The following is a 23,762-nucleotide window of genomic DNA, read 5'->3' as shown; positions in this document are numbered from 1 at the left end:
TCAGTCGATGAGGAGGTGGCAGCGGCGGGCCAGCGCGCGAACGTGCGGGCGCGCTCGGGCGTGGTCGCGGACGAGTAGCTCGCGGACCAGTTCGCGGACGAGGCCGGAGTCGTGGACTTCGTCTGCGGAGATCTTCTCAGCGTCGAGGAGTGCGAGAACGGCAGCCAGGTCTTCCTTGCGGCGGACGTAGCCGCGGGCGGCGTCGATCAGTGGGCGGGAGCGGCGTTCGACGGAGGGCACGCGGTCGATGTCGAGGCGGCTGATCCGGTCGACGACGGCGTCGTGGTCGCCGAGTTCGGCGGCGAGCGCGAGGCCGTGGATGTCAACGTTGCCGGCGCCGAACATCGTCCACGGATCGTAGCCTCCGCTCACCGCGCGCGCGGCTTCCTCCGCGGCACGATGCAACGCCCACGCTTTTCCGGACTCGTCGCTTTGCGCTGCGCTGATGGCAGCGGCGAGATTCAGAATTCCGTAGGCGGCGAGCAGGTCGTCGGAGGGGGTGGTGGCCAGCTGTCGCTGAACTTCGTCAGCGGCGGTCAGGCACACGCGCGTCGCCTCTTCCTGCTGTCCCGCGCGGCGATACGAGGCAGACATTGCCCACGCGCCCAGAGCGAGGAGGCGAGGGTCGTCGGCTTCTTGTGCTGCGGCTACCGAGCGCTCGGCGGCGACCCAGGCGAGTTCGGCTTCCGGCAGGTGGTGCAGCCAGTTCCGGGCGATATGCCAGGTGCCCGCCAGCGGACGGGCCGCTGCACGCCGGTCGTCGGCGGCCAGGTAGGCCGCGTGGGCGTCGGCAATGAGATCGGGCAGTACGCGGCCGACGGCATGGTGAGCTGTCGGCGAGGAATGCCAGGTCTGCCACGCCTGAGCGACACGGTCGGCGACGGCTGGCAGAGAAACCAGGGGTGTGCGCGTGGCGCTGCCGATCGGCAGCGCAGTGCGCATTATCGCGCGCCGAACAGCGGCGACTTGTTCGCCGCGCGGCGTCGGGGCCGGTGTGAGCGCGTCGAGTGGGCCCCCCAATATATCGGTGACACGACACCGGCAGGCCTGGGCGATGGCCACAATGTCGGTCAAGCGGTCGATCCCGGAGACACCACGTTCGATTTGGGACAGCCAGGGGGATGACCGTCCGATCGATTCGGCCAGGCTGACCTGCGTGAGTCCGGCAGCTTCGCGGTAGATACGGACTCGGTCGCCGATCCCCTCGGCAAGTTGGGGGGCGCTTTGGCTCATTACCTCAGCGTACCTGGCCGGATTGATACTTTTTTATCAGTTTGGTGGCCGGCTGATACCTACGGTGAGGTGCAGCGTCGCGGCAGGGGCGGCTTCATCCACTCCACGGGGATGCGTCCGCCCGATCAGTGATGAGAGGGACGGCCGCGACGCCGACGATAACCGCGGCAGATTGGGCATGGTTGCCGGTTCGGACGGGTGCCAGCCCAGCTGCCTTGCAGTTGGAGGACGCGGTGCTGAAATCAGCTTCTGACACCCCTGTAGACCGATGCCGGTACTATCGCGATGTCTGCGGTCTGCCGGCGGTGATTCACCCCACGGCAGGCTGTATTTCAGTGGCTGTGGGTGCCATCGGTGCCGTGACCATGCCCGCGGCGCTGGGTATGAAGGTGCGCGCCCGATTGCGCCGGACGGAGCCGGGCCGGGGGCCCATCATCCTCCATCCTCGATCCAGCCGCTGGACGTTCCTGGTGGACAGAGACGACTACGCCGATCTCGACAGGCAGTTCTCGACGCTGTTCGGCCTGAACGTGACTGTCGCAGCGCTCGGAGCCGAGATCGCCTTGCCCACACCGCATGTCGGAGGTGAGGCCGATCCGCTACGGGTGTGGATTGAGCTTCCGGGCAACAACCTCCGCCCCTCTGTGACCCGTGTTGTCGCAGCGGTGCTGTCCTCTCCAGCCACGGACCTGTAACGAGCATGCGGCAGCGAACATCAACTCGACCGCGGGGGCCGGTACGCGGCCGCTGGGGTGTCGACCGGGTCGGTCAGTGTCGTTGTGACGCAGCGGAATCCGGTGTCGTCGTCGCGCATGGCGTGGTCGGCGTCGTTGAAGGCTGCCGGTGGGGTGCGGTCGAACGGGCTGGTGAATGCGGAGCCTTTGAGTTCGTATCGTCCGGGTCCGACGGGGCTGGGGCTGGCCTGCCATTCCCAGACGTTGCCGCAGCAGTCGGCGACTCCGTAGGGGGAGTATCCGGACGCGTAGCGGTCGACCGGGGTGGTCGTGCCGGGGCCGACGCCTCGGGTGTTGGCCTTGGCGGGCGTGCTGGCGTCGCCCCACGGCCACCGCGCTCCGGTGCTGCCGCGGGCTGCTTTCTCCCATTGGAGGCTGGTGGGCAGCGTCTTGTGTGCCCATTCTGCGTACGCTGTGGCGTCGTCGTGGCTGACCCAGACCACTGGATGGTTCGTGAGTTCTTTCGGTGGTCGATCACCGTTCCAGTGTTGGGGTGGCGTGTGGCCGGTCGCGGCGACAAAACGGCTGTAGTCACCGTTGGTGGTCGGGTAGACGTCGCAGTGGAATCCGGGAAGGTACTCGGGCTCGTTCTGGACTCCGGCGAGGAATACGCCTGCGGGGATCCAGACGACGAGTTTCCCGTCGATGGGGTGGCGAATGTACTGCGGCAAAGCGATGTTGACCGAATCCGACCCGGATTCGGTCGTGGTGCGTATCCGATCGTTGGGCACTGCGTCGAGGAATCGCGCGAGTTCGCCGTTATTCAGGTTGGACAGCGACGTGTCCAACGCGGCCTGGTTGGGTTGTCTGGGTTCGATGGCGGCGCCGCCTGCCTCCCATTTGGAGATCAGCCTTTCGTGAACGCCGAGATGCGCGGCGAAATCTCTGATCGACATTCGCCGCGCCTCTCGCAGCGCACGGGCCTCGAATCCCGTCCACGACCTAACAAGGCTGATCATCGCCCGACTGACCCCTTTCCCCTCTGGAGGGGTCTCAGCGTAGCGACTCCGGGGACCTCTCCGGTATCAGATCCGCTGTGCCGGTATCGCTTCGTACTCGCCACGCACGGCAGCGATCAGGGGATGGTCGGACTTCCACTCGATGTCGTCGATGGAGGCGACCGGGCGGACACCGACGGCGGCGTTGGTCGCGATCGCACCGGCGAACACTCCGAGCTGGGACAGGGTGACCCGCTCGGTGGTGACCGGCTCATCCAGAACTTGGTGGATGAGCCTCATCGTGGTGCCGGCGAGGACATCAGCGTGCGGCCAGACGAGCGTGCCCTCCGGTGTGATGAAAGCGATGTTGCTGGTGGCGATTTCGCTTACCGTGCCGTCCGGAGTGGTGAACACCACGTCATCGAACCCGGCCCGTTGTGCTTGAGCGCGATGGTGCATCGCGCCGAACAGGCCGAGGTGTTTCACGTTGGGCACGTCGCGGGCGTAGACCGCCGACTGCAGGCGCAGCGGCCCCGGCGCGACGTTGGTGGCGGGCCTGGTCGTGATGAGTACTTGCGGATCCGCTGGGCTGCCGGTCTTTCCGAGTTCGATGGCTGGATCGAACACGGTCACTCGCGCGATGACCGGGAGCTCGACCTCGGTCAGCGCGCGCCGCAACAGTTCGCGGACGCGGTCCGGATCCAGCTCGGTGTGAAAGACAGTGCGACAGTCCTGGATCACGCGGTCCAGGTGCAGAGTGAGGCCACGCACCGCGGGCCCCGTCTCGACACGCATAGAGGTGAAGTGCCCGAACCCGACCAAGCCCAGTGGGGCGAGATCGGCAGCAGTGACCGGCGAGCCATTCAGATCCATACGGCCAGTGTGACAGGCCCCCACACCGCCCTCACCGGCGGTGCGCGTCAAAAGGCAGGGCTGAGCGAGGCACGGGGCAGTCTTGTGGCAGTTCCCGCCACGCCGATCTCCCACCAGGCTCGAAAGCAAGGAAAGACCCCGCGCGGGCATATACGGCACGCGCTGGAATTCGTGGTCGCGTCGGACGGAATCCGTTGCGGCACAACGGTAGATCGGCGAAGCGGCGTCGCGGGGCCGGTGTTCTGCAACTACGGGAGGTTCTTGGATGGTTGCGGCCCTGATCGTCGTCGCGCTGCTGATCTTCGCGGCTATCGGGTACGCGATTTGTCGGTATGTGTGGTGGCCGGACTACCAGCGGTCCGGGCGCAGTGTCGCGCCACGGGGTGGAGGGCGACGGTGACCGCCGTGGACCACCCGCGGGCGGCGCGCGGTTGGGTGGCGTCGATGCCTACTGCGCGCACGATCTGGTCGGTTTTCGACGGCGAGCTGTCGGAGTCGGATGTCGCCTACTCGGAGCCGGTCGGGGTGCTCGCGCAGATGCGCGACGTTTGCTATCGGGAGATGCTGGCGGTGGATGGCATCGAGCGCGGGTGGCCGGGTGTGGCGGAGGCGGCGGATGCGGTGTTCGCTGACACCGAACGCGACCTCACCACCTTGGTCGAGCGGTTCGATCGGTATGTCGCGGGCATGATTCGCGCGCTGGCCGTGGATACACCTCACGCGGCCCGCCATCACGTGGGCCTCGGCACCGAGGTTCTGCGCCATGTGCGCGACTACACCCGCGCCGTGGCGCCGGGGGATCGGTTGCGGATCGGCAATCCGCGCGCGTCGGTGCTGCTCGAGCAGGCGGTCCGCTACGACCGGCTTCTCGACGCGATCGTCTCCGGTCGGCTGCGACCGCCGAGATGTCCCGCGCACGTGGTGGGCGGGTATGGCAGCCCACCACAGCGAGCACGCGTAGCGGCCGAAACCAGCGCATGAATCGAGCCCGGCCTGCGCGCTCGCCCATCCCATCCCTTCCACAGGAGTTCGCTTGTGATTCAGAATAATTCGGCGTCCGGTGACCAGGTTTCGGGCGGGCCGATCGCGACGGAATCCGACGATCATTCCGAAGGCCGGTCCGTCCTCGTCAGCACCGGCGCGACCTATCCGGACTTCGTGGCCTGGCTGTCTCAGCGCCTGACCAGCTGGTCGCCGGTCGCGATGTCGTCAGCGCCGGCGCCGGGCGAGTAGGCCGTGGTGCGTGTCGATGTACCTGCCCCGGTGCCGACCGGCACGGCGACCTCGGACCTGGTGACCGTCCTGCATACGGTTCAGCAGAAGGCGGTCGCGGTGGTCGGTGTCGCGATCCCGCCCGCCCCCATCGACGTGGCGGGGGTGCGGATTCGGTTCGGCTGCGATGTCGCGCTGGATGATCGGGGATACGACGAGATGCTCGCGCGGGCCGACGCCGCGGTGAGCCGACTGTGGCCGCGCACCCGAATCGTGGCCGGCCACCGTCTGCTTCCGGTGCTGGATCAGGCGATGCTGCTGCGGTCGGATCCCGGGCACGACGACATGCTTCGCATGGTGCGTGATCGGTGGGTGAACCGCCCGTCGATGCTGCAACCGAAAATGGTCGATACCGCGCACGACCGCGCGCAGGCCCCGGTGACGGGTGTGTCGCTGGCCGGGGTGTGCGGACAGGCCGGCCTGCACACGCGATGGATCGGCCCTGACGAGAACTCTGGGGACGTGGCGCGCACGGCGCTCACCGGCGCCCTGGCGATCGCGCTGCTGGCCGTTCCCGACGTCTTCCGGTGGAGCCCGTGGCTGGATCTGGACGCGATCGTCGCCTCGGTGCTCGATGTCCGAGGCGTCGACGGCTCGTGATCAGCCGCCCGCGGTCATCGATGCCCGTGGCGAACGTGATCCCCGCTCTGCCTTGATTCCATTCCTGAAACGTTGACCGTTTGGAGTTCCAGTGATTCAACAGCTTCCACGCAGTATCGAGGTCGTCCGGTGGTCGGCGTTGAGCCGTGCGACCCGGTTGGTGACTGTGGTGCATCCGGTGTGGCATGGCCATGATCTGCTCGGTGTCGGGGTGGTGAGTGTGCCCGCCCCGACGACGCCGGTGGTGCTGAGCCCGGGGCGTCGGATCGAGACCGGCGCCATGATCGCGGTATGCGGCGAGAGTGGTGATCTGGGCGGGGTATTCGACGCGGTGGAGGTCACCCTGGGGCCGCTGTGGGCCCGCACCGAGCTTTTCGCCGCGCACGATCTGCCATCGCGCGTGGATCCGCTCTTGGAGATGCGCCCCAACCAGCACACGCTGCTGCGGCGGCTGCGCGGCCGCTGGGAGGACCGCCAGTTCGCGCGGGCGCCCCGCATGGTCGACCTCGGCGGGGTTCCCCTCACCAAGGCTTGCGAGACGATCCACTCCTACCGGTTCAATCCGCTGCCCGGTGGTGACACGGTGCGCGGGATCCTGACCGAGGCGCTGGCCGTGGCGGTGCGGGCCTGCGAGGGCTACTCCTGGTCGGGCCTGCTGGATCTGGATGCGCTGGTGGTGCACGCGCTGACCGGCGCCCGCCGGGACGACTCGTGATCCCCGGCATGGTCGGGGGCACGAGTGTGGCGGGGCCTCGATTCCGGAGGGGACGAGGCCCCGCCGAGGGTGGGGTTCGCGGTGGCGCGGCGAGCCCGGTGTGCTGGCCCGCGCCGGATCGCCGTCTGGCGTACCAGCCACGTTCACGGTGGGGGTTCGGGAGACCGGAGTTGATCGTGTTGGATCTGGCGGGGCTGGGTGGTGATCCGGATCAGTGGCTGACGCTGTGGTGGGCCGCGCGCCAATTCGACGGCGCCGCGCTGGTGATCACGGGCCAGGAGCGGCCGTATCGGACGCGGGCACAGACCGCGTGTCACATCATCCGCGATGTCGGCCGGATCGGCGTGGTGCTGGTGGCGGGCGCCCCCGCGCCGAAAGGCACGCCGTCGCGGTGGATCCCGACCGGCGTCGGGCACGGGCAGGAGACCGAGCTGCCGGTCAGCACCACCGCCTGGCGCAAGTTCGCGCAGATCCTGCCCGACTACGGCCGTCGTGTGCACTGGGTGTGCGCTGGACCGCTGACGAACCTCGCGCGCGTCCTGGACGCGGACGAATCGGCCAGCGCGGGTTTGGGTTTGGCCAGTCGGTGCGCGCTGACCCTGGTGTGTGAGCGGGACAGGGCCGATCCGTATCTCGGCGTGGATCCCGGTGCCGCCCGCTCGGTGCTGCGCCGGGTGCGGGACGTGACGGTGGTCGACCCGTCGACGCTGCCGGAGGAGATCTGCCTGACCGATACGAGCGTGGTCGGCCACCGCTTGTCGGAGTCCGAGCTGCCCGGAACGCCGGAACTGCGCGGGCACGTGCGGCGATGGCGTGAACTCGAAGGCCCGGACGCGCCGCTGCGGCTGGCCACGCCCGCTGCGCTGGCCGCAGCGATCGGGCTGGGAACCACGCACAGCCGGATCGCGGTGCGCGTGGACGAGGCGGGGCGGCTGGTGAGCGATCCGGGTGGACGGTCGGCACGGCTGGCGAGGGTCGAGGTCGGCGCATTGCTCGGCACGCTGGCCACCGCGCTCACCCCCGCCCCCGCCCCCGAATGCGCGAGCTTCGAAAGGCGCAAGCCGTGACGAAACAGTCTGTAAGACAGTGTGATTGCGTTCCGGTGGCGGATGCTCGGGGTGTCTGGAATTTCTGGCTGGGCGGCAAGGACTGGGTCACGGCGGACCGCTCGACCGCGCTGGCGTGTGCGCAGATATACCCCGCGATCGGGGCGCTGTGCGCGGCGGGGCGGGCGTTCCAGCTCGACGCTGTTGCCCGGCTGGCCGCGGCCGGGGTGGACCAGTTCGTCGAGGTGGGCGTGGGGCTGCCCGCCGCCCGCAACACTCACGAGGTCGCCCAGGCGATCATCCCGACCGCGCGGGTGGTCTACGTCGATGTCGATCCGGTGGTGCTCGTCCACGCGCGTGCGCTGCTGCGGCCGGTGCGCGCGGGCGCGTGCGTCGAGGTCCTCGACGCCGATCTGCGTGACACCGACCGGATCCTGACCGCGGCCGGCAGAGTCGTCGACCTCGGGGCGCCGGTCGCGGTCGTGGCCGGCGGGGTGCTCGGGCAGGTTAGTCCCTGGTCGCAGGCCAGGGACGCGGTGGCGAGGCTGATGGGCGGCCTCGCGGCCGACAGCTACCTCGTGTGGTGGGACGGCACCGACGACGACCCGGACGCGGCGACGATGTGGGACCACTACTCCTGCACCACCGCACCCGCCTACACTCCGCGGCCGCCCGCCCAGCTGCGCGAGCTGTTCGACGACCTGCACCTCGACACCACCGGCCTCCAGCCGCTGCGCCAAAACCATTGCGCACCAAGCCAAGACAGTGAGTTGTCGGCGATGTGTGCGGTCGCACGCACCCTGGTGACCCACCGCGAACGGGAGGGTGAGGGTGTCGCGATCACCGACCATGCCTGAGGCCAGCCATCTGCGCAGCGGTAGCGAGCCGGCCACTCACTGGGCACGCCAGGATCCGGGCACGGGCGCGGCGATCAGCCCCGACACGGGTCACGACGGCCGGGTCGAGGGGAGGTATGGCCCGTGGTGAGCGCGGATGCCTTCGGAGCGGCGCGCGATCCGGTGGCGGTGCTGTCGACGGTGCGGGCCGGCTACGGCGCGGTCGCGCCACTCGAGTTCGACGAGACGGGGTCGGGGTCGGGGTTGCTGATACTGGGCTACGACCTCGCCGTGACCGTGCTGAACGACCCCGGGAACCTTTTCACGGCCGATAGCGGTGTGTGGGAGCAGATGGTCGCGCCCGGCGGACGGTGCCCGATGCTGCCCGCCACGGCGTTCGCGCCCAGCGCGGCGCGCGGTGAGTCCGCGGTGGCGCACCGGCACGGCTATCGGGTGGCCATCGCCGGTGTGGACGAGCATGCGGTACGCGCTGAGACCGCACGCGCGGCACGCGCGCTGATCGGCCGAGTCTGTGCCGACGGCCACGCGGATCTGCTGGGGCAGTACGCGATCCCGCTGGTCACCCATGTCATGGACGGCGTGCTGGGATTCACACCCGAGGTCGGCCGCGACGTGGCCGCCGCGGCCGCTGAGGTCCGTGCCGCCACCGACCTCGCGGCGGCGAGCGCCGGGATCGAGCGGGCGCTCGCGGCGATCGGCGCGGTGGTCGCGGCCCGGCGCACGCACCCGGCCCGCGATGTGATCTCGGCACTGCTCGCCGATACCCAGGCGGCGTTGAGCGATGTGGACGTGGCCGCCATCGTGGCCCGCATGCACCTGATGGGAACGGTGCCGACCTGGAAGGTCATCGCCTCTGGGCTGCTTCGGCTGATCGCCGACACCGGCGAGGACGCCGACGACATCGACGTGATCGGTGGATCGGTGACCGTGGCGTCGGCACTGGAAGAAGTCCTGGCCACCGATCCGCCGGTGGCCGCGGTCACCCGGTGGACGGCCCAGCACCAGCTTTTCGAGGGTGAGGCGGTCGGGCGCGGGATCCCGGTGGTGGTCAGCATCCAGGCCGCCGACACCGATCCCGCGGTGACCGGATCCAGCGCTCACGGCGAACATCTCCCGCGCTCCATCGGCGGCAGGTGGCACCTCGCGTGGGGGTTGGGCAGTCGTGGATGCCCGGCGTCCTCACTGGCCAGGATCATCGCCGAGACGGCGCTCGAGCAGATCCTCGACACCATCCACGATGTCGAGCTGGCCACCGAAACGAGCGAATTGCTTTGGCGTGGAAAAGGATTCGATCGAGAACTGGTCGCGCTGCCGGTGACGTTCCCGCCCGTCACTCCGGTGTGACCACGACACCACCACAAACCTAAGGACACCTGCTGTGAACCCGTTGAACAGTCCCGCCGCCTCGTCCACCTCGTCTCCTGCCAGGCCTGGAATGTCACTGGTGGGTGAGGTCGAGGGCCGAGTCCCGCTCTACACCGAGGAGTTCGCCGCCGACCCGCACGCGGTCTACCGGGCGATGCGCCGGCGATGGGGCGCGCTGGCGCCGGTGTGGCTGGCGCCGGAGGTACAGGCCACGCTCGTGCTCGATCTGTACCGTGCCCGCGAGATTCTCAACGACGAAGTCCAGTTCCCGGCCGATCCCCGGTTGTGGCAGCGGCACGTCCCGCCGGGCTGCCCGCTACTGCCGATGATGGAATGGCGACCGAACGCACTGCGCTCGGTCGGCGCGACCCGCCAGCGCTACCGCAGGGCGACCAACGACGCTCTGGACGGCGTGGATATCAACACCATCTCGCGGATGGTCGAGCGCCTGGCCGACCCGCTGATCGACGCCGTCGCGTCCACCGGCACCGCCGACGTCCTGACCGACTACGCGCTGCCACTGACGTTCGCGGTACTCAACACCCTGCTCGGGTGCCCGGCCGAAACCGGCCATCAGGTAGCGCGGGCGAGTGCTCTGATGTTCGAATCCACCGACACCGCGGCGGTGAATCAGATGCTCGACGACGCGCTGATCGGAGTGGTGCGGCTCAAACGGGCACGTCCGGCCGACGACATCGCCACCCGTTTGGTCGAGCACGACACGCGGCTCGACGACATCGAGTTGATCAACGCACTCGTCACCTGCTACGCCGCCGGAATCGAGCCCCTGACGAATCTGGTCACGAACACGCTGGCGATGATGCTCACCCACGACAGCCGTTCCGGCGCAGCAGGATTCGCGCTGACCACTCGTGATGCCGTCCGGCACACTCTGAGCACCGACCCGCCGCTGGCGAATTTCTGCATCACCTATCCGGTCGCGCCGAAGTGGATCGCCGGTTACGAGGTGCCGACCCACGAGCCGTTGGTGGTCAGCATGGCCGCATGCAGCACCGACCCGGCGCTGAGCACCGGCACCTGGGTTACCGGGGACTGGGGACTCGGGTTCGGCACCGGCATCCACCGCTGCCCCGACACCGCCCAGAAGATCGCCGTGATGGTGGCCACCGACGCCATCGACTACCTCCTCGACAAGCTACCGGAGATCACGATCCCCGACCCTGCCGCGCTGCAATGGCGCCTGGGCCCCTTCCACCGCGCGCTGCAGGGGCTGCCGGTCACGTTCCCTCCGGTCCGTCATCGATGACCGACACGCAATCCTGCCCGATCCATTCCCGTCCCGGCGAACCCGGTTCGCCCACCGAACGACCAGCTAGGTGATGTGACATGAATACGACACCCCTGCTCGGGATGCCGCGACTGGACGCGGCCGCCGACCCCGACATCGTGGCAGCACTGCGCCCGGTGATAGTCGGCGAGCACGCCCAGTTGCACGCCGCGGCGGCGACGGCCGCGGCGGCGGTCGACGATCTGCCGGTCGGGTCGGGAACCTTCCATGAACGCGCCCACGCCGGCGCACGGCAGTTGCGGGCATTGTTCGGCGCGCTCGGGCGCACCCCGCAAGAAGTGTTCGCCGACCCCGAACTCGCGGGCGCGGCGATCGACGCTGCGGCGGTCGCCGCGGTCCCGGCGATGCTGGCGTTCACCGGCACAGTCGATCTCACCGTGGGCGCGATCGTACGGCTCGGCAACGGTTCGCCCTATCAGCAGCGGCTGCTGGCAGCCCTCAACGCCGGTGCCGCGCTGGGTGTTCGGGTCCACACCGAACTCGGCGGTACCAACCGCACCGATGTGCGGACGTTGGCGATCCGCGACCGGGGGCGGGGTGGATTTGTGCTGCGGACACCCGACATCGACCCCGTCACCGGCGGTGCGGCGGCAAAGAACATGCCCAACGTCGCCGATCGCGACACCCCGGTGGTCGCGACCGTGTCCGCGCGCCTGGTGGATGGACGCGCCGACTACGGAGTGCACCTTTTCCTGCTCGACCTGCGCTCGGCGGCGGGCCTGGCCGAGGGGGTCCGCGTGACGGAGTTGTCGCAGACCGACACGCCGATGCCGCACGCGCGTGTGACCTTCGACGACGTATTCGTTCCCGAGGATGCGTTGCTCGGCGGACGCCATTGCCAGATCGCCGATGGCGTGATCCGGATGCGGGGCAGCAAACCCGAGATGTTCCGCGTCGGCGCGGGCGATTTCACCGCCGGCCGAAGTGACCTGTCCACCGCTGCGCTGGCGATGACACGCGCCGCGCTGGCCGGGGTGGTGAACTACGCGCTCCAGCGTCGTCCCGACCCGAACGGTCCGGCGCTGATCGAGCGCGGTCACGTGATCGACACACTCGTCACCGATATCGCCGCCGTCTACGCCGCGACCTCGATGGCCCGTCGGCTGCGTACCGCGCGCGCCCAGGGGCTGGCCCCAGCCGCGCGTGCGCGGCTGGCGATGCTCACCAAGCCGCTGGCCTCGAATCTGGCATGGCAGGTACTGGACCGGTGCCAAACCCTGGCCGGTGCGCAGGGACACATGCGGGCCAACCGGATTGAGACTCGGCACTGGTCTGTCAGTTGAGCGAGCTGTGGATTCGTCACTCATGTCAGTAGATCTCGTCACGGCATGTCAGCGATTCCCCGGTGCTGCCGAGCCGGCCTCACCGAACCCTGACCCGCCACACCACCATCAGCCCGCAACGCCGGGCTCGGCCGGTCCATGCGACGCGAGAACGTATTCGCGCGCCGGCAGGCGGTGTGGTTACTCAGCTGTCGTCGTCGGGTGCGTCGGGATCGCGCAGCGGGCGGTGGCTGCCGCCGAGGTCGGGCAGGTGAAAACTGTAGTGGCCCTCCAGTCGAAGATGTTTGCGGACGAACGCCGAGAGCCGGGCGGTGTCGGCGTCGCGCACCGGATAGTCCTGGGCGCGCAACTCGGCGAGCGCCCGGTCCAGATACACCGAATTCCACGACACAGTTCAGGATCAGCCCCAGCGCGGAGAGCTGGTCCTCCATGCCGTCGAGGTAGGTGCGGGTGATCTCGCCCTTCTTCCCGTGGAAGATGGTGCGGCCCAGGTCGTGACGGCCCTCCTGGAGGTTCGCCTGCGCCTTGGCCTCCGCCGGTAGGGTTCGTCGTCGGCCAGGCGCAAGATGTGTCTTGAAGATGCGCCCGTAGTGCGCGATCGCCAACCCCAGGCTGGTGCGGTTGCCGTCGCGGGAGATCATGCGTGTGGTCTCGTGCCCGGACACCTCACCGCGGTGCATCGACACCGCGACCCGGCACATGTCCTCCCAATGTTCACCGATCTTGTCCAGGTCGATCCGGCCGCGCGCTGCCTTGTCGAGGGGCCCGTAGTCGGCGGCCGGGTCGATGCGCCACAGCGCTGATCGGGCAGGTTCTTCAACTGTGGCCGGTACTTGTAGTCCAACAGATGAAGGAGTCCGAAGACGATGTCGGAATACGATCCGGAATCGGTGATGATGTCCTCGGGCCCGTGCTTCCCGCACAGCACCACATCGAGGGCGTTGAGCGAATCACGCGGAGTACCCGACACCACCATCCCGTTCAGCCCCGCGGCCTGGTCGTTTACCGGCCAGGTCGCGCCCTTCTTCGGCCCGAAATACTTCCGGTTCGCGCGGGCGTGGATCGTGCGGACCGGGACGACGAACCGCATCCCGTCCACGCTGGCGACCAGGCCGCCGCCCCACAGCTGCGCCAACGCCACGCCCGCTTGAGCGTTGACCAGAACCGTGTTCGCCGCAGCCATGGTGTCGGAACGGATGTAGTGCTGATCGACGTGGCGCAGCCGATCCCGCGTCAACGCCTCCGCTCCCGGCGTCGTCACCGCCTTCGATCAGTCCGGCTTATCGGTGGTACCCAGGGAGTCCCGCTGTACGGGTTGCTCCGGCAGCGGCCGACGTATGCTCAGCACCACCGAAACCGTCAGCACGACCACGATGACTCCCAGGCTGACCAGCGATGGGATCTCCGGCACCGCCGTACTGATCGTCTTGTGGGACGCCTGGAGCATGAGCTTCACGCCGATGAACGCGAGAATGATCGCCAGACCGGTCGACAGGTAGTGGAAGCGCTCGAGCATCCCGGACAGCAGGAAGTACAGGGCGCGCAATCCGAGAATGGCGAAAGCGACGCTGGAGTACACGATCAGTGGTTCGCTACTCACCGCCAGCACCGCGGGCACGCTGTCGACGGCGAAGACGATATCGGCCGCCTCGATGGCGGCGACGACGATCAGCAGGGGTGTGGCGACCCATTTGCCGGCCGACCGGACGAAGAAGTGCGTGCCGGAGTATTCCTCCTGGACCGGGATGAACTTGCGTACCAGCCGTACCGCGGTGCTCTTGCCGGGATCGTAGGTCTCCTCGTCGTCTTTGAGAAGTTTGTAGGCGCTGTAGAGCAGGATCGCGGCGAAGGCGAACAGGACTACGGTGAACCGCTGCACCACGGCGATGCCGAGGAGCAGGAATATCGCGCGGAAGACCAGCGCGCCCAGCACGCCGAGGAACAGCACCCGGTGTTGGTATTCGCGGGGCACGTTGAAGTACCCGAAGATCAGGGCGAAGACGAAGAGATTGTCCACCGACAGGCTCTTCTCGAGCAGCCAGGCGGTGGTGAATTCCACCGAGGCGGTCGGGCCGACCGCGACCGCGACGAGCACTGCGAAGAGCAGCGACAGGCCGACCCAGAACACACTCCAGCGGAGCGCTTCCCTGAAGCCGATCACGTGCGGGCCGCGATGCAGCACGAGATCGACGACGAGGCTGGCGGTCAAGATCGCGCCGAACACCGCCCACAGCCAGGTGGGGACATCCATAATCTGTTTCCTCGGTTCGTATCGATGGTGCGTGAGTTGCACTGCGCCTTGGGGCGGCGAGTGCGGGGCTCGATGAGCGTTACGGGTTGCAGGAGGGGCAGCCCGCCGGGTCTGCGAGTTCGTGACGCTCGATTCTGGTGCGGTGTTCACAGCGGGCGCAGCCGTGGATGTCGGCGGCCGGCTGCGGGGTAGCGGTGAAGCAGAACTTGCAAGGGAGTCCGGGCTCGGTGGCGATGTGGCCGAACCCGGGGGCGTCGCAGCGCGCGCAGAGCCGGTCGAGGCGTTCGGCCAGTTCGGTGGCCAGTCGGGCGATGCTGCGCATGCGGGTGGGGTTGAGGTGGGCACGCATGTCGGTTTCGATGCGGGCGCGCCCGTCCGACGACGCCGTCGCGCAGTGTGCGACGGCGTCGGCGAGTTCGGTGTTGGTGCGGATGCCTTTGTAGAGCGGGGCGTCGCCCCGGGGGGCGCTGTTGGGCCGCACGATCACCGCGTGGCTGCCGAACTGAGCGGTGCGCAGGAATTGTGCGGCTTGTTCGTCGAGGTGGTCGACGACGGTGTGGTCGAAGTTGGTGTCGCAGTCCAGGTGGTGCACGGTGAGCTCGAGGCCGAGATCGTCGTCGACGAAGGCGAGGATTTCCAGCCCGGCCGGGGCGAACCAGATACCGGGGTGGGGGCCGAAGGCGCCTTCGGAGGCCAGTCCACGCGGCAACCCCAGGGCCTGCATGGCGAGGCGGGCTTTCCTCAGCGCGGTCTCGCGCGGTGGAGCCGGGCGTTCGATCTCCCCGGTGAAGGTGCCCAGTTCGTCGGTGTCGACGCCGGTGGCGACCTGCACCGTCAGGCCGGGGCGTTCGGCCAGGGCGGCGGCCAGCACCCGCTCCTTGCCGTGTTTGGTGGCCAGGGCGACGTCGCGGTCGCGGTAGGGGTGCGGTGCGCTCATGCGCTACGGCCGGGGGCGTTCGTCGGCTCGGAGGTCAGGACGCTGAGAATTTCCCCGACCGCGTGGTCGCGGTCGAGGGGATGCCGCAGCGGCAGTTCCTGGTTCAATCGGTAGCGGTTGCGGCGCCCGTCGCGGACGCGGTCGAGGTAGCCCGCCTGTTCCAGTTCGGCCACGATCCGCTGGGCCGCGCGTTCGGTGATGCCGACCGCGTCGGCGACGTCGCGTAGCCGCATCCCGGGGTCTTGCGCGATGCACAGCAGCACGTGCGCGTGGTTGGTGAGAAACGTCCAGTCCGCCACCGTGATCACCCTACAATCTACGATCCCTGTTTGCCATTTTGTCTTACGTGAATTGAGTTGCGCATGTAGTTGGTTGTGAACGGTTCGCGTCGCTGACACGGTTCTTCTCCTTCTCGGCGCATATGCTGGTCGACGCGGTTCCTGCGGGGCGAGGGGCGGAGGCGCGGGTGAGGCGGTCCGCGATGGCCAGGCCGACACCCGCGCGGGTGGGGAGTGAGGCGATGACGACCTCGCAGTCGTGGCGATCGAATTCGCGCAGGAGCCGATACAGATCCCGAGCGTAGTCGCCGAGGGCGGTCGGCACCTCGATTACCAGCGCGTTGCCGGTGATGGTCGATGCCGTAGTCGCGGGGGGTCGCAGGACTCCGATGCGCCGGCCGTGTGACTGCTGCCGACGGGCCTCGTCGACGACCTCGCTCTCCTCGACCAGGATCACGCGTGCGCGGGGGGAGTAATGAGAAGGATGCTGCCCGGGCGCCCGGCGCCCGGGCGAGGATGTGGCCGTGTGGATCGGTCGGCCCAGCGCCCGGGCGAGATCGTCGACCCCGACCGCGCCCGGGCGGAGCAGGATCGGCTCGTCGCCGGTGACGTCGATGATCGTAGATTCGATCCCGACCGGGCAGGGGCGGCCGTCGAGGATGAGGTCCACGGCGGGGCCGAGTTCGTCGGCGACGTGGTCGGCGCTGGTGCAGCTGACGGCGCCGAAGCGGTTGGCCGAGGGCGCCGCGATCGCCCCGCCGAATGCGGTGAGCAGCTGCCGTGCGACGGGGTGGTGCGGGACCCGCACCGCGACGGTGTCGCATCCGCCGGTGACAACGGGCGGAATGCGGGGACTGCGCGGCAGGACCAGGGTGAGCGGGCCCGGCCAGAAGCACTCGGCGAGCACCCGGGCGGGACCCGGTATCTCGGTGACCCAGTCGCCGAGCTGGCCAGGATCGGCGAGATGCACGATCAGTGGGTGCGTCACGGGCCGCTGCTTGACCTCGAAGACCTGGCGGACCGCCTCGGCGTTCTCGGCGTCGGCACCGAGCCCGTACACGGTCTCGGTCGGGAAGGCGACCAAACCGCCTCGGCGCAGAATCTCCGCGGCGTGGCCGACGCTCCGAGTCTGGGTCGCCGCTACGGGCGCAGGCGTGTAGGAGATCGTCTCAGGGTCGGTGAATTCCGTCGATCGGGCCGGGTGCGTCATCGGTCGATCTCGGAGTAGGTGATCAGCCCCTGGATGCCCTGGTCGTCGTCGACGACGAACCACCGCTCGGCTACCAGCCGCGGATGACGGGCGCGCAGATCGGCAACATCGGCGGCCATGAATGCCGAGGGGCGGCTCGCGGCGAAGCTGGCGTAGAAGATGTCACCCGAGCGCGCCCCTCCAGGCTCGGAGGTGGCCGCGACGAACGCGTCGAGGACATGCCGACGGGCTTGGTCGGTGGTGTCGGTCGCCCGCAGCAGGGGGCCGTCGATCCAGCACAACGTCCACAGTCCCGACAGCGACACCGACCTGCGGACCCCGACCATGGCCTCGACCATGGTCGGCCGGGATGTCTTTCCCTGGGCTGCGGCAGGGGTGGCCGACTCGTAGTGCAGCCATTCGGGCAAGCCCTCCTCGAGGTCGCCGCGAACCCAGATCCCCAGCAGCGTGCTGTCGTGCCGACTCGCCGGCGAGAGCCCCTCGCGCAGATGGTTCAGGTAGTCGTTCACCGCGGACACGGCCGCGTCCACATCGTCGACGCTGCGCACCAGCAGCACCATCCACGCCGAGGTCGTGCCGACCAGCCGCGGTTCCAATCGGGCGACCGAGGCCACGGATGCCCCGTCTCGGGCGGGGTGTTCGAGCAGGTCGAGGACCTCGCCCACGGCGACGTCCCGGTCCGTCCGGGGTCGCAGCGGCAGCTTGCCGTTGAGGCGATAGCGATCGGTCAGACCGTCGCGGCTGCGCTCGAGGTACCCCGCGCGTTCGAGTTCGGTGATTATGCGCCGGGTCGCCCGCTCGGTGATGCCGACCTCGTCGGCGATCTGCGGCAGCTGCATCTGATCGTCACGGGCGATGCACAGCAGCACCCGCGCGTGGTTGGTGAGAAACGTCCAGTCCGTCACGCATCGCACGCTACAACATACGACAGTGATTTACCACCTTTGAATACGCGTTTTGAATTTCGTGTATCTTGAATCGCGTTATGTCGTGATCGACGGCGTGCGACGAGTTCCCGGAGGTTGCTCGCGGCAATCGGGGTGGCCACCGGGGGCCGTGTTCGGGTGGTCACCGGGAACAGGTGATCGCGGTGGTGAGTGATCAGCGGCTCGTCCGCTGGGAGGGAGAGGCCAGTGAGTGTGCTGCTGCTGGTATCGGTGCTGTTGCCGGCGCTGACCGGCCTGTTGTTGCTCGGGCGATGGCGTACCGGTCGCTGCGGTGTCGCGGTGACGGCGTTCGCTGCGGTGTCGGCTGTGGTGGTCGCGTGGGCGGTGGCGGTGCGCGGCCCGGTCGACGCGGTCGTGACCATCGGCCCGGATGGGCCGGTGGTGGTCGGGTTCTACGCTGATCGGGTGTCGGTGCTGTTGCTGCTGCTGGTGCTGGGTGTCAGTGCCGTGGTGCAGGGTTTCGCCAGGCGGTATCTGCGCGGAGACGCCCGGGCGGACCGCTTCCTCGCGCTGACCGGGCTGCTCACCACGGCGACCGCGGCGATGGTCACCGCCGCCACTCTGATCGGGCTGGCCGTGGCCTGGTCGGTGATCGGCCTCGGGTTGTGGTGGCTGTTGCGGGTGTACCGCGCTGATGCGTGGGTACCAGTGGCGGTCGCGCGGACCGCGCGCATGGTGCTCGTCGGCGATATCGCGCTGTGGACGGCGGTGATCGTGGCCACCGTGCAGTGGGGGAACGTGGACCTGCGCGCTCTCGAGTTGCCGGCGACGACGTCGGCGGCGGGGCCGCTCATCGCGGGAGCGCTCGTGGTCGCGGCGGTGGCCCGCTCCGCGCTGATCCCGATGGCGGGGTGGCTTCCGGCCACCGTCGCCGCGCCGACACCGCTGTCGGCTCTGCTGCACGCCGGCATCGTCAACGGGGGCGGAGTGCTGATGCTGCGGTTGCACCCGATGATCGACTCCTACGCCACGGCGATGGGCCTGGCCTTCCTCGCCGGCGCGCTCACCGCCGTCTACGGCACCGCGCTCATGCTGACCCGGCCCGACGTGAAGTCCGCACTGGCCTACTCCACCGTCGGCCAGATGGGATTCATGGTGATGACATGTGCTCTCGGCGCCTACTCCGCCGCGCTGTTCCACCTGATCGCACACGGCATGTACAAGGCCGCGCTCTTCCTGGGGTCCGGGTCCGCGGTCGGCGACCATCTCGCAGAACGCACCGCGCCACCGCGACCGCTGGGCAGTGCGGGCGCGCGGCGCGCGTTCGGAACGCTCGCGCTCGTGGTGCCCGCGGGGGCGCTCGCCGGTGCGGTGTGGCTGTGGGGATCGGTGTTCGGGCTCGCCCATTCCGGGACGGTGTTGCTGCTGGCGTTCGCGTGGGTGACGGGCACACACCTGGTGTGGGGTTGGTCCCGGCGCGTGAGCAGGCCCGGTCCCGCCTGTGTGTTCATCGCGGTGCTCGTCGTGGTGATGGTCGCCTACCTCGGTGCGCTGTCGGTGTTCAGCGCCTTCACCGAACCCGCGTTGCGGGCCGCGGGTCCGGCGGTGATGAGCGCGTGGACGCTGATCCCGGTCTTCGCGGTGGTCGCGGCGCTCACCCTCGTGCGGGTCACCACCGTCCCCGCGCTGGCCTCGCTGCACAAGACCCTGTATGTGGCGTGTCTGAGTCTCGGCGATCTCGGTCCGCGCGCTCGCAGGACCGCGTTCACCGGTGGCTCGCGCCGCGCCGTGCCCGCTAGATCGTTCGTTCCCGCTGTGGTAGGAGAATCATGACAGTCACCGTCGATACAGTCCCCGTCGATCAACGAGCGGTCGAGCGCGCACAGCTGCGGGCCGAGATCAGTGTGGCCGCCCGCGTCCTCACCCCGGTGTGGCCGTTGAGCAGTTTCATCGCGGTCAACCCGCTCGGCGGGCTGGAACATCGCCCCTTCGACGACGCCCTCGCCATCGCCGGTGACCTCTACGGTGCCTGCGGCACCCTCGGCGAGACCGAGTTCCGCGCCGCTCACGCCACCGGCCGAATCACCAAGGCCGATCTGAGTGAGGCCCTCGAGCGCCGATTCCCCGACGCCGTCGCCGCGGCGCCGGTCGAGGTCGACGGGCGCGTCCACACCGCCGTTGAGATCCTGTTGGCCGACCTTGTTCACGGATCGATCCCGCCAGCCCCCGCCCGCCGGCTGCTCACGCTGAGTGAACGCCGGTGCGCGCGCACCGCGGCAGCGATCGACGCTCAAACCGTCAAATGGTGCTCGGCGTATCTGGATCCCGGTCAGGCCAGCTGGACACTGCCCGGCCGAGCCCGGGGCTTCTACCCGGCCTGGGCCGATCTGGCGCCCCGCGATCCCCGGCTCCCCGCAGCCGCTCGCCGCGCGCTGCGCGACCTGCCCTCCGACCCCGCCGATGCCCTCTCGAAGGCACTGGCACGACTCGGTGTCGGACACGGTGGTGAACGCATCGCCTACCTGCGCGCCCACCTGACGCGGCTGCCGGGCTGGGCCAGCCACATCCTGTGGCACAGCAACACACCCGGCTCCACCATCGACCTGGTCGACTATCTCGCCGTCCGGGTCAGTTACGAGGCGCACCTGCTCGACACCACCGAACTACCCACGAGGACGGCTCCCCCCGTTCCCGATCGCCCCTCGGGCACGGCCACCGACCGTGCCCATCGCGCGGCACAGGCATTGGGCACGACCGGTCTCGATCCCGACGCCGAGGCGTCGATCGTCCGGATTCTCGACCGTCTGCCCGTCGATTCGCGGCCGCTGGTGTGGCTGGACGCCTATGAGACGCACTATCGCCGCGGTCTGCTCGAGGAACTGGACCAACCGGTCCCCGCCCCGAACCTCACCCGCGCCGACGCGCAATTGGTGCTGTGCATCGATCCCCGCTCCGAAGGACTGCGCCGGCATCTCGAGGCGCTGGGCAACTACGACACATTCGGATTCGCGGGGTTCTTCGCGGTGGCCAGCCGTATCCACGCCCTCGCCAACGGCGTCCCCGCGATCGCGGCGCCGGCTCTGGTGACACCCCACATCGACCTGTATGAACAACCCGATCCGACAGCGCTGACCGAATCGCAGCGCCACATCGCCGGACTGCACACCCTCGCAGCCACCACCGACGCGGTCCACACCGCCAAAGCCGACCTGGCGGCACCGTTCGCCCTCGCCGAGATCCTCGGCTGGGCGAGCGGACCCGTGGCCGCCGCGAAAACCATCGCACCCCGCCGCTACCGGCGATGGCGCACCCGCACCCGGTCCCGGATCGCGCCCCCTGCCCGCACCGTGATCGACACCGCCGGCGGGCTCGGTCTCGACCAGCGTGTGCAGATCGCCGAAACCGCCCTCACCGTCATGGGACTCACCACGGGTTTCGCTCGGCTGGTGGTGTTCTGCGGACACGGCGCCAATACCGAGAACAACCCCTTCCACTCGGCGTTGGCCTGCGGCGCCTGCGGTGGCAACCCCGGCGGACCGAACGCTCGCGCCGCCGTGGACATCCTCAACGACACCGAGGTCCGCGGCAAGCTCCTCAGCCGCGGCATCGACATTCCCGACGACACCTGGTTCGTCGCCGCCGAGCACGACACCACCGGCGACCGCGTCACCATCCTCGATCGCCACCGGGTGCCCGATACCCACCGCAACGATCTCGATCGGCTCACCACCGACCTGGCCGAAGCCGGACGCCGCCTCGCCGCCGAACGAACCTCCCTGCTGCCCGGCGCACCCGACCGACCGGGCCCGCACGCGGCGGCCCGCCACGCCCGAACCCGTAGCGCGGACTGGGCGCAGGTGTACCCCGAATGGGGCCTGGCCGGCAACGCCGCGTTCATCATCGGACCACGCGCCGTGACGGCGGGCATCGACCTGCGCCGCCGCTGCTTCCTGCACTCCTACAATCCCGACGACGACCCGACCGCGACCGCGCTGGAAACGATCCTCACCGCACCGGTCATCGTCGCGCAATGGATCAACTGCCAATACTATTTCTCCACCGTCGCCCCCGACACCTTCGGCGCCGGCACCAAAACAACCCACAACGTCGTCGGCGGCATCGGCGTTCTCACCGGCCCAGCCGGCGACCTGCGAACAGGCCTGCCCTGGCAATCGGTGGCAGTCGGGAACCGCCTCGTGCACGAACCGATGCGGCTGCTCGTCCTCGCCTACGCGCCACGCGAACGCATCGACACCATCGTGGCTCGCAACCCCAAGGTGCGCGATCTCGTCGACAACCACTGGATCACCCTCCTCGCCCGCACCGACCGGTCCTCGCCCTGGCACCACCGCACCCGCAGCGGATGGAGCCCGTACCCCACGAACGGAGCACAACGATGACCCGCGCCGACCTCACGAAGATGACCAGAATCGAAGTCATCGTCTCGGGAACCGACGCCCCCGACGTTCGCCGCCTCATCGAGCACTCCGGCGCCACCGGATACACCACCATCTCCGGCGTCTCCGGCCTGGGCCACAACGGCTACCACCAAGGAGGACTGCTGTTCAACGAACAAGACACCCTCGCACTGCTCATCACCGTCATCCCCGATCATCGCGCCGACGCCCTCATCGCCGGCCTCCGGCCCCTGCTCGAAAACACCTCCGGAGTCATGTTCGTCACCGACACCTACGTCAGCCGACCCGACTACTTCACCTGACCCACCCGCCACCCGTCCGGCCCCACGCGCGCGGGACGAGCTCTCCGACCACCACACCGGCGCATGCCGCGTCCGGCCGGCTCGCTTCCCGAGCCGGCCGGACGACCAACCACCTCCGCTGAAGCGAACAGCAACGGGTAGGACGAAGACCATGCCGGACAGCCACCGTGAGCCACACCTGCCCGAGCCAACCCGCGCCCCGCGTCGCCGACACCGGTTGCGGGCGACCTGCTGCTGCTGGCCCCGGACGAACCCGCGCTGGTGCAGCGAGTTCTGGTGTGGGTGGCACGCGCGAACGCCGCGATCGTCGTGGTCTCCGAGCTGCCCCCAATTATGTGGTTTCGAGGACGACATCCGCGCCTTCGCCGACGTCGCGTCGGTACTGCCGCGCGTGTGGCTGCCCTGCACCACCCAGACCCCGGCCCCCACCGATTCCCGCACAAGGTTTCGCGTACTGCGACACCGCGCCCAAGGAACATTCCCTGGTCTTCGACATGCGTGATGTCGAAACGCCGATTCGGTGATTCGCCTGGGTCGATGGATTCGGCTGGTACGCCAGCACCCATGACGTAGGTGACACGCTTGTTGCCAACCCGCGCGAACCGGATCCGGCCGCGTGGACCTCACTGGCCATCGCTGCGGACGCCGATCCGACAGAAGTGGCAACCAGTGGTCACCGGTTCGCGACACCAACGTCATGAAGCACCACAGCGCCAGTTTCCGTTCAACCCCCCATGTGCCTGGACCGACCGGCTACCGGCCGCTGCGGGTTCGATCTGGTCGCGGATGTAGTCGGCGGCCGCGGCGATGCTCGCGTACCCGTGCTCACGGATCTGGTCCTCGCTTTGGCCCGGCACCGACAGCGAGTCCTGGACCTGCTCGAGAGCGGGCAGCAACGCGCGCAACCGGTCCCCGGCGAGCCGGCGGAGTTCGTCGTCGGGTGCTGGCACGGCCGGTGCCGGGTCCAGCCCGCCGGGTCGGGGCCGGTGACGGCGGTCTGTCGGATCGCGGCCGCGTGGGCCTTCAAATCCCACGGCAGCCGCCGCACCAGCTGCACGCCACCGAAGAAATGCAGTGGGTGGCCGTCGGGGAAATAGGACTCGCCCTCGAATCGGCACATGTCGTCAGGATCAGCGGCCTGAACCCTCGGGTCGGCGAGCATCCGTGTGGCCAGCCCCTCGAGCGCCGCCGCGATCTCCTCGCTGCTCCCGGTGTACGTCTCGCGCCACCAGGTTCCGGCCCGGCGCGGCCGCT

Annotated in this window: 22 protein-coding genes and 1 pseudogene; 13 read left to right on the top strand and 10 right to left on the bottom strand. The window is 68.9% G+C overall.

The window, feature by feature from the left end; all coding sequences use genetic code 11:
- Nucleotides 1-1,233 (bottom strand): helix-turn-helix domain-containing protein, encoded by a 1,233-nt coding sequence (locus DFR74_RS28570; RefSeq protein WP_084537641.1) that lies wholly within the window; start codon nt 1,231-1,233, stop codon nt 1-3.
- Nucleotides 1,234-1,448: 215 nt separating this feature from the next.
- Here DFR74_RS28570 and DFR74_RS28565 point away from each other — a divergent pair, with 215 nt between their 5' ends.
- On the top strand, nt 1,449-1,928 hold the full coding sequence (locus DFR74_RS28565; RefSeq protein WP_228815761.1) for a DNA-directed RNA polymerase subunit beta: 480 nt from the start codon (nt 1,449-1,451) through the stop codon (nt 1,926-1,928).
- A gap of 20 nt (nt 1,929-1,948) precedes the next feature.
- On the opposite strand, the gene DFR74_RS28560 is transcribed toward DFR74_RS28565, so the two are convergent.
- Nucleotides 1,949-2,926 carry an SUMF1/EgtB/PvdO family nonheme iron enzyme gene (locus DFR74_RS28560; protein WP_113975336.1) on the bottom strand — a complete coding sequence of 326 codons (978 nt, stop codon included), beginning with the start codon at nt 2,924-2,926 and terminating at the stop codon, nt 1,949-1,951.
- Nucleotides 2,927-2,992: 66 nt separating this feature from the next.
- The gene (locus tag DFR74_RS28555) at nt 2,993-3,829 is read right to left on the bottom strand and encodes an aminotransferase class IV family protein (RefSeq protein ID WP_232331749.1); all 837 of its coding nucleotides are present in this window, start codon (nt 3,827-3,829) and stop codon (nt 2,993-2,995) included.
- A gap of 393 nt (nt 3,830-4,222) precedes the next feature.
- On the opposite strand from DFR74_RS28555, the gene DFR74_RS28550 reads away from it, so the two are divergent.
- The 9 genes from DFR74_RS28550 (at nt 4,223) to DFR74_RS28510 (ending at nt 12,225) form a co-directional block, all read left to right on the top strand.
- The gene (locus DFR74_RS28550; protein ID WP_147265966.1) at nt 4,223-4,759 is read left to right on the top strand and encodes a hypothetical protein; all 537 of its coding nucleotides are present in this window, start codon (nt 4,223-4,225) and stop codon (nt 4,757-4,759) included.
- 54 nt (nt 4,760-4,813) lie between these two features.
- Nucleotides 4,814-5,011 carry a hypothetical protein gene (locus tag DFR74_RS28545; RefSeq protein WP_067509292.1) on the top strand — a complete coding sequence of 66 codons (198 nt, stop codon included), beginning with the start codon at nt 4,814-4,816 and terminating at the stop codon, nt 5,009-5,011.
- 6 nt (nt 5,012-5,017) lie between these two features.
- Nucleotides 5,018-5,650, top strand: a complete 633-nt coding sequence (locus DFR74_RS28540) for a hypothetical protein (RefSeq protein WP_147265965.1) — start codon at nt 5,018-5,020, stop codon at nt 5,648-5,650.
- Between the two features lie 178 nt (nt 5,651-5,828).
- The gene (locus DFR74_RS28535; protein ID WP_147265964.1) at nt 5,829-6,365 is read left to right on the top strand and encodes a hypothetical protein; all 537 of its coding nucleotides are present in this window, start codon (nt 5,829-5,831) and stop codon (nt 6,363-6,365) included.
- Between the two features lie 176 nt (nt 6,366-6,541).
- Nucleotides 6,542-7,432: a hypothetical protein gene (locus tag DFR74_RS28530; protein ID WP_170160810.1), complete on the top strand. Its 891-nt coding sequence runs from the start codon at nt 6,542-6,544 to the stop codon at nt 7,430-7,432.
- A gap of 35 nt (nt 7,433-7,467) precedes the next feature.
- Complete coding sequence (locus tag DFR74_RS28525) at nt 7,468-8,268, top strand: SAM-dependent methyltransferase (protein ID WP_067509300.1); 801 nt, start codon at nt 7,468-7,470, stop codon at nt 8,266-8,268.
- A 123-nt stretch (nt 8,269-8,391) separates the two neighbouring features.
- Nucleotides 8,392-9,612 (top strand): cytochrome P450 family protein, encoded by a 1,221-nt coding sequence (locus DFR74_RS28520; RefSeq protein WP_067509302.1) that lies wholly within the window; start codon nt 8,392-8,394, stop codon nt 9,610-9,612.
- 91 nt (nt 9,613-9,703) lie between these two features.
- Nucleotides 9,704-10,900, top strand: coding sequence for a cytochrome P450 family protein (locus DFR74_RS28515; RefSeq protein ID WP_067509304.1), 1,197 nt, complete (start codon nt 9,704-9,706; stop codon nt 10,898-10,900).
- An 80-nt stretch (nt 10,901-10,980) separates the two neighbouring features.
- Nucleotides 10,981-12,225, top strand: coding sequence for an acyl-CoA dehydrogenase family protein (locus DFR74_RS28510; protein WP_067509306.1), 1,245 nt, complete (start codon nt 10,981-10,983; stop codon nt 12,223-12,225).
- A 184-nt stretch (nt 12,226-12,409) separates the two neighbouring features.
- Here the strand turns inward: DFR74_RS28510 and DFR74_RS28505 are convergent.
- The 6 genes and pseudogenes from DFR74_RS28505 to DFR74_RS28480 form a co-directional block, all read right to left on the bottom strand.
- A pseudogene (locus DFR74_RS28505) lies at nt 12,410-13,486 on the bottom strand (Tn3 family transposase).
- 9 nt (nt 13,487-13,495) lie between these two features.
- A complete protein-coding gene (locus DFR74_RS28500; protein WP_067509308.1) occupies nt 13,496-14,476 on the bottom strand; it encodes a TerC family protein in 981 nt (326 codons plus the stop codon).
- Nucleotides 14,477-14,555: 79 nt separating this feature from the next.
- Nucleotides 14,556-15,413 (bottom strand): DUF6671 family protein, encoded by an 858-nt coding sequence (locus DFR74_RS28495; RefSeq protein ID WP_067509309.1) that lies wholly within the window; start codon nt 15,411-15,413, stop codon nt 14,556-14,558.
- Nucleotides 15,410-15,721 carry a helix-turn-helix transcriptional regulator gene (locus DFR74_RS28490; RefSeq protein WP_084537645.1) on the bottom strand — a complete coding sequence of 104 codons (312 nt, stop codon included), beginning with the start codon at nt 15,719-15,721 and terminating at the stop codon, nt 15,410-15,412. The genes DFR74_RS28495 and DFR74_RS28490 overlap by 4 nt, the downstream gene beginning before the upstream one ends.
- A gap of 34 nt (nt 15,722-15,755) precedes the next feature.
- The gene (locus DFR74_RS28485; protein WP_081470614.1) at nt 15,756-16,901 is read right to left on the bottom strand and encodes an L-threonylcarbamoyladenylate synthase; all 1,146 of its coding nucleotides are present in this window, start codon (nt 16,899-16,901) and stop codon (nt 15,756-15,758) included.
- Complete coding sequence (locus tag DFR74_RS28480; protein ID WP_007633974.1) at nt 16,898-17,806, bottom strand: helix-turn-helix transcriptional regulator; 909 nt, start codon at nt 17,804-17,806, stop codon at nt 16,898-16,900. Before DFR74_RS28480 ends, DFR74_RS28485 begins: the two co-directional genes overlap by 4 nt.
- Before the next feature lie 228 nt (nt 17,807-18,034).
- Between DFR74_RS28480 and DFR74_RS28475 the strand changes: the two genes are divergently transcribed.
- Genes DFR74_RS28475 through DFR74_RS28465 form a run of 3 tightly spaced genes read left to right on the top strand, consistent with a single transcriptional unit; the run spans nt 18,035 to nt 22,508 of the window.
- Nucleotides 18,035-19,621, top strand: a complete 1,587-nt coding sequence (locus DFR74_RS28475; protein ID WP_007633981.1) for a proton-conducting transporter transmembrane domain-containing protein — start codon at nt 18,035-18,037, stop codon at nt 19,619-19,621.
- Complete coding sequence (locus DFR74_RS28470) at nt 19,618-22,188, top strand: DUF2309 domain-containing protein (RefSeq protein ID WP_007633982.1); 2,571 nt, start codon at nt 19,618-19,620, stop codon at nt 22,186-22,188. The genes DFR74_RS28475 and DFR74_RS28470 overlap by 4 nt, the downstream gene beginning before the upstream one ends.
- Complete coding sequence (locus tag DFR74_RS28465) at nt 22,185-22,508, top strand: P-II family nitrogen regulator (protein WP_007633983.1); 324 nt, start codon at nt 22,185-22,187, stop codon at nt 22,506-22,508. The genes DFR74_RS28470 and DFR74_RS28465 overlap by 4 nt, the downstream gene beginning before the upstream one ends.
- A 695-nt stretch (nt 22,509-23,203) precedes the next feature.
- Here the strand turns inward: DFR74_RS28465 and DFR74_RS28460 are convergent.
- Entirely contained in the window at nt 23,204-23,458 is a 255-nt protein-coding gene (locus tag DFR74_RS28460) for a hypothetical protein (RefSeq protein ID WP_007633984.1), read from the bottom strand.
- Nucleotides 23,459-23,762: the final 304 nt, after the last annotated feature.

The sequence above is a fragment of the Nocardia puris genome (assembly GCF_003315035.1).
Classification (GTDB): domain Bacteria; phylum Actinomycetota; class Actinomycetes; order Mycobacteriales; family Mycobacteriaceae; genus Nocardia; species Nocardia puris.
Note: the sequence above shows the minus strand (reverse complement) of the source record. Positions and strands in the feature narration are given on the sequence as shown.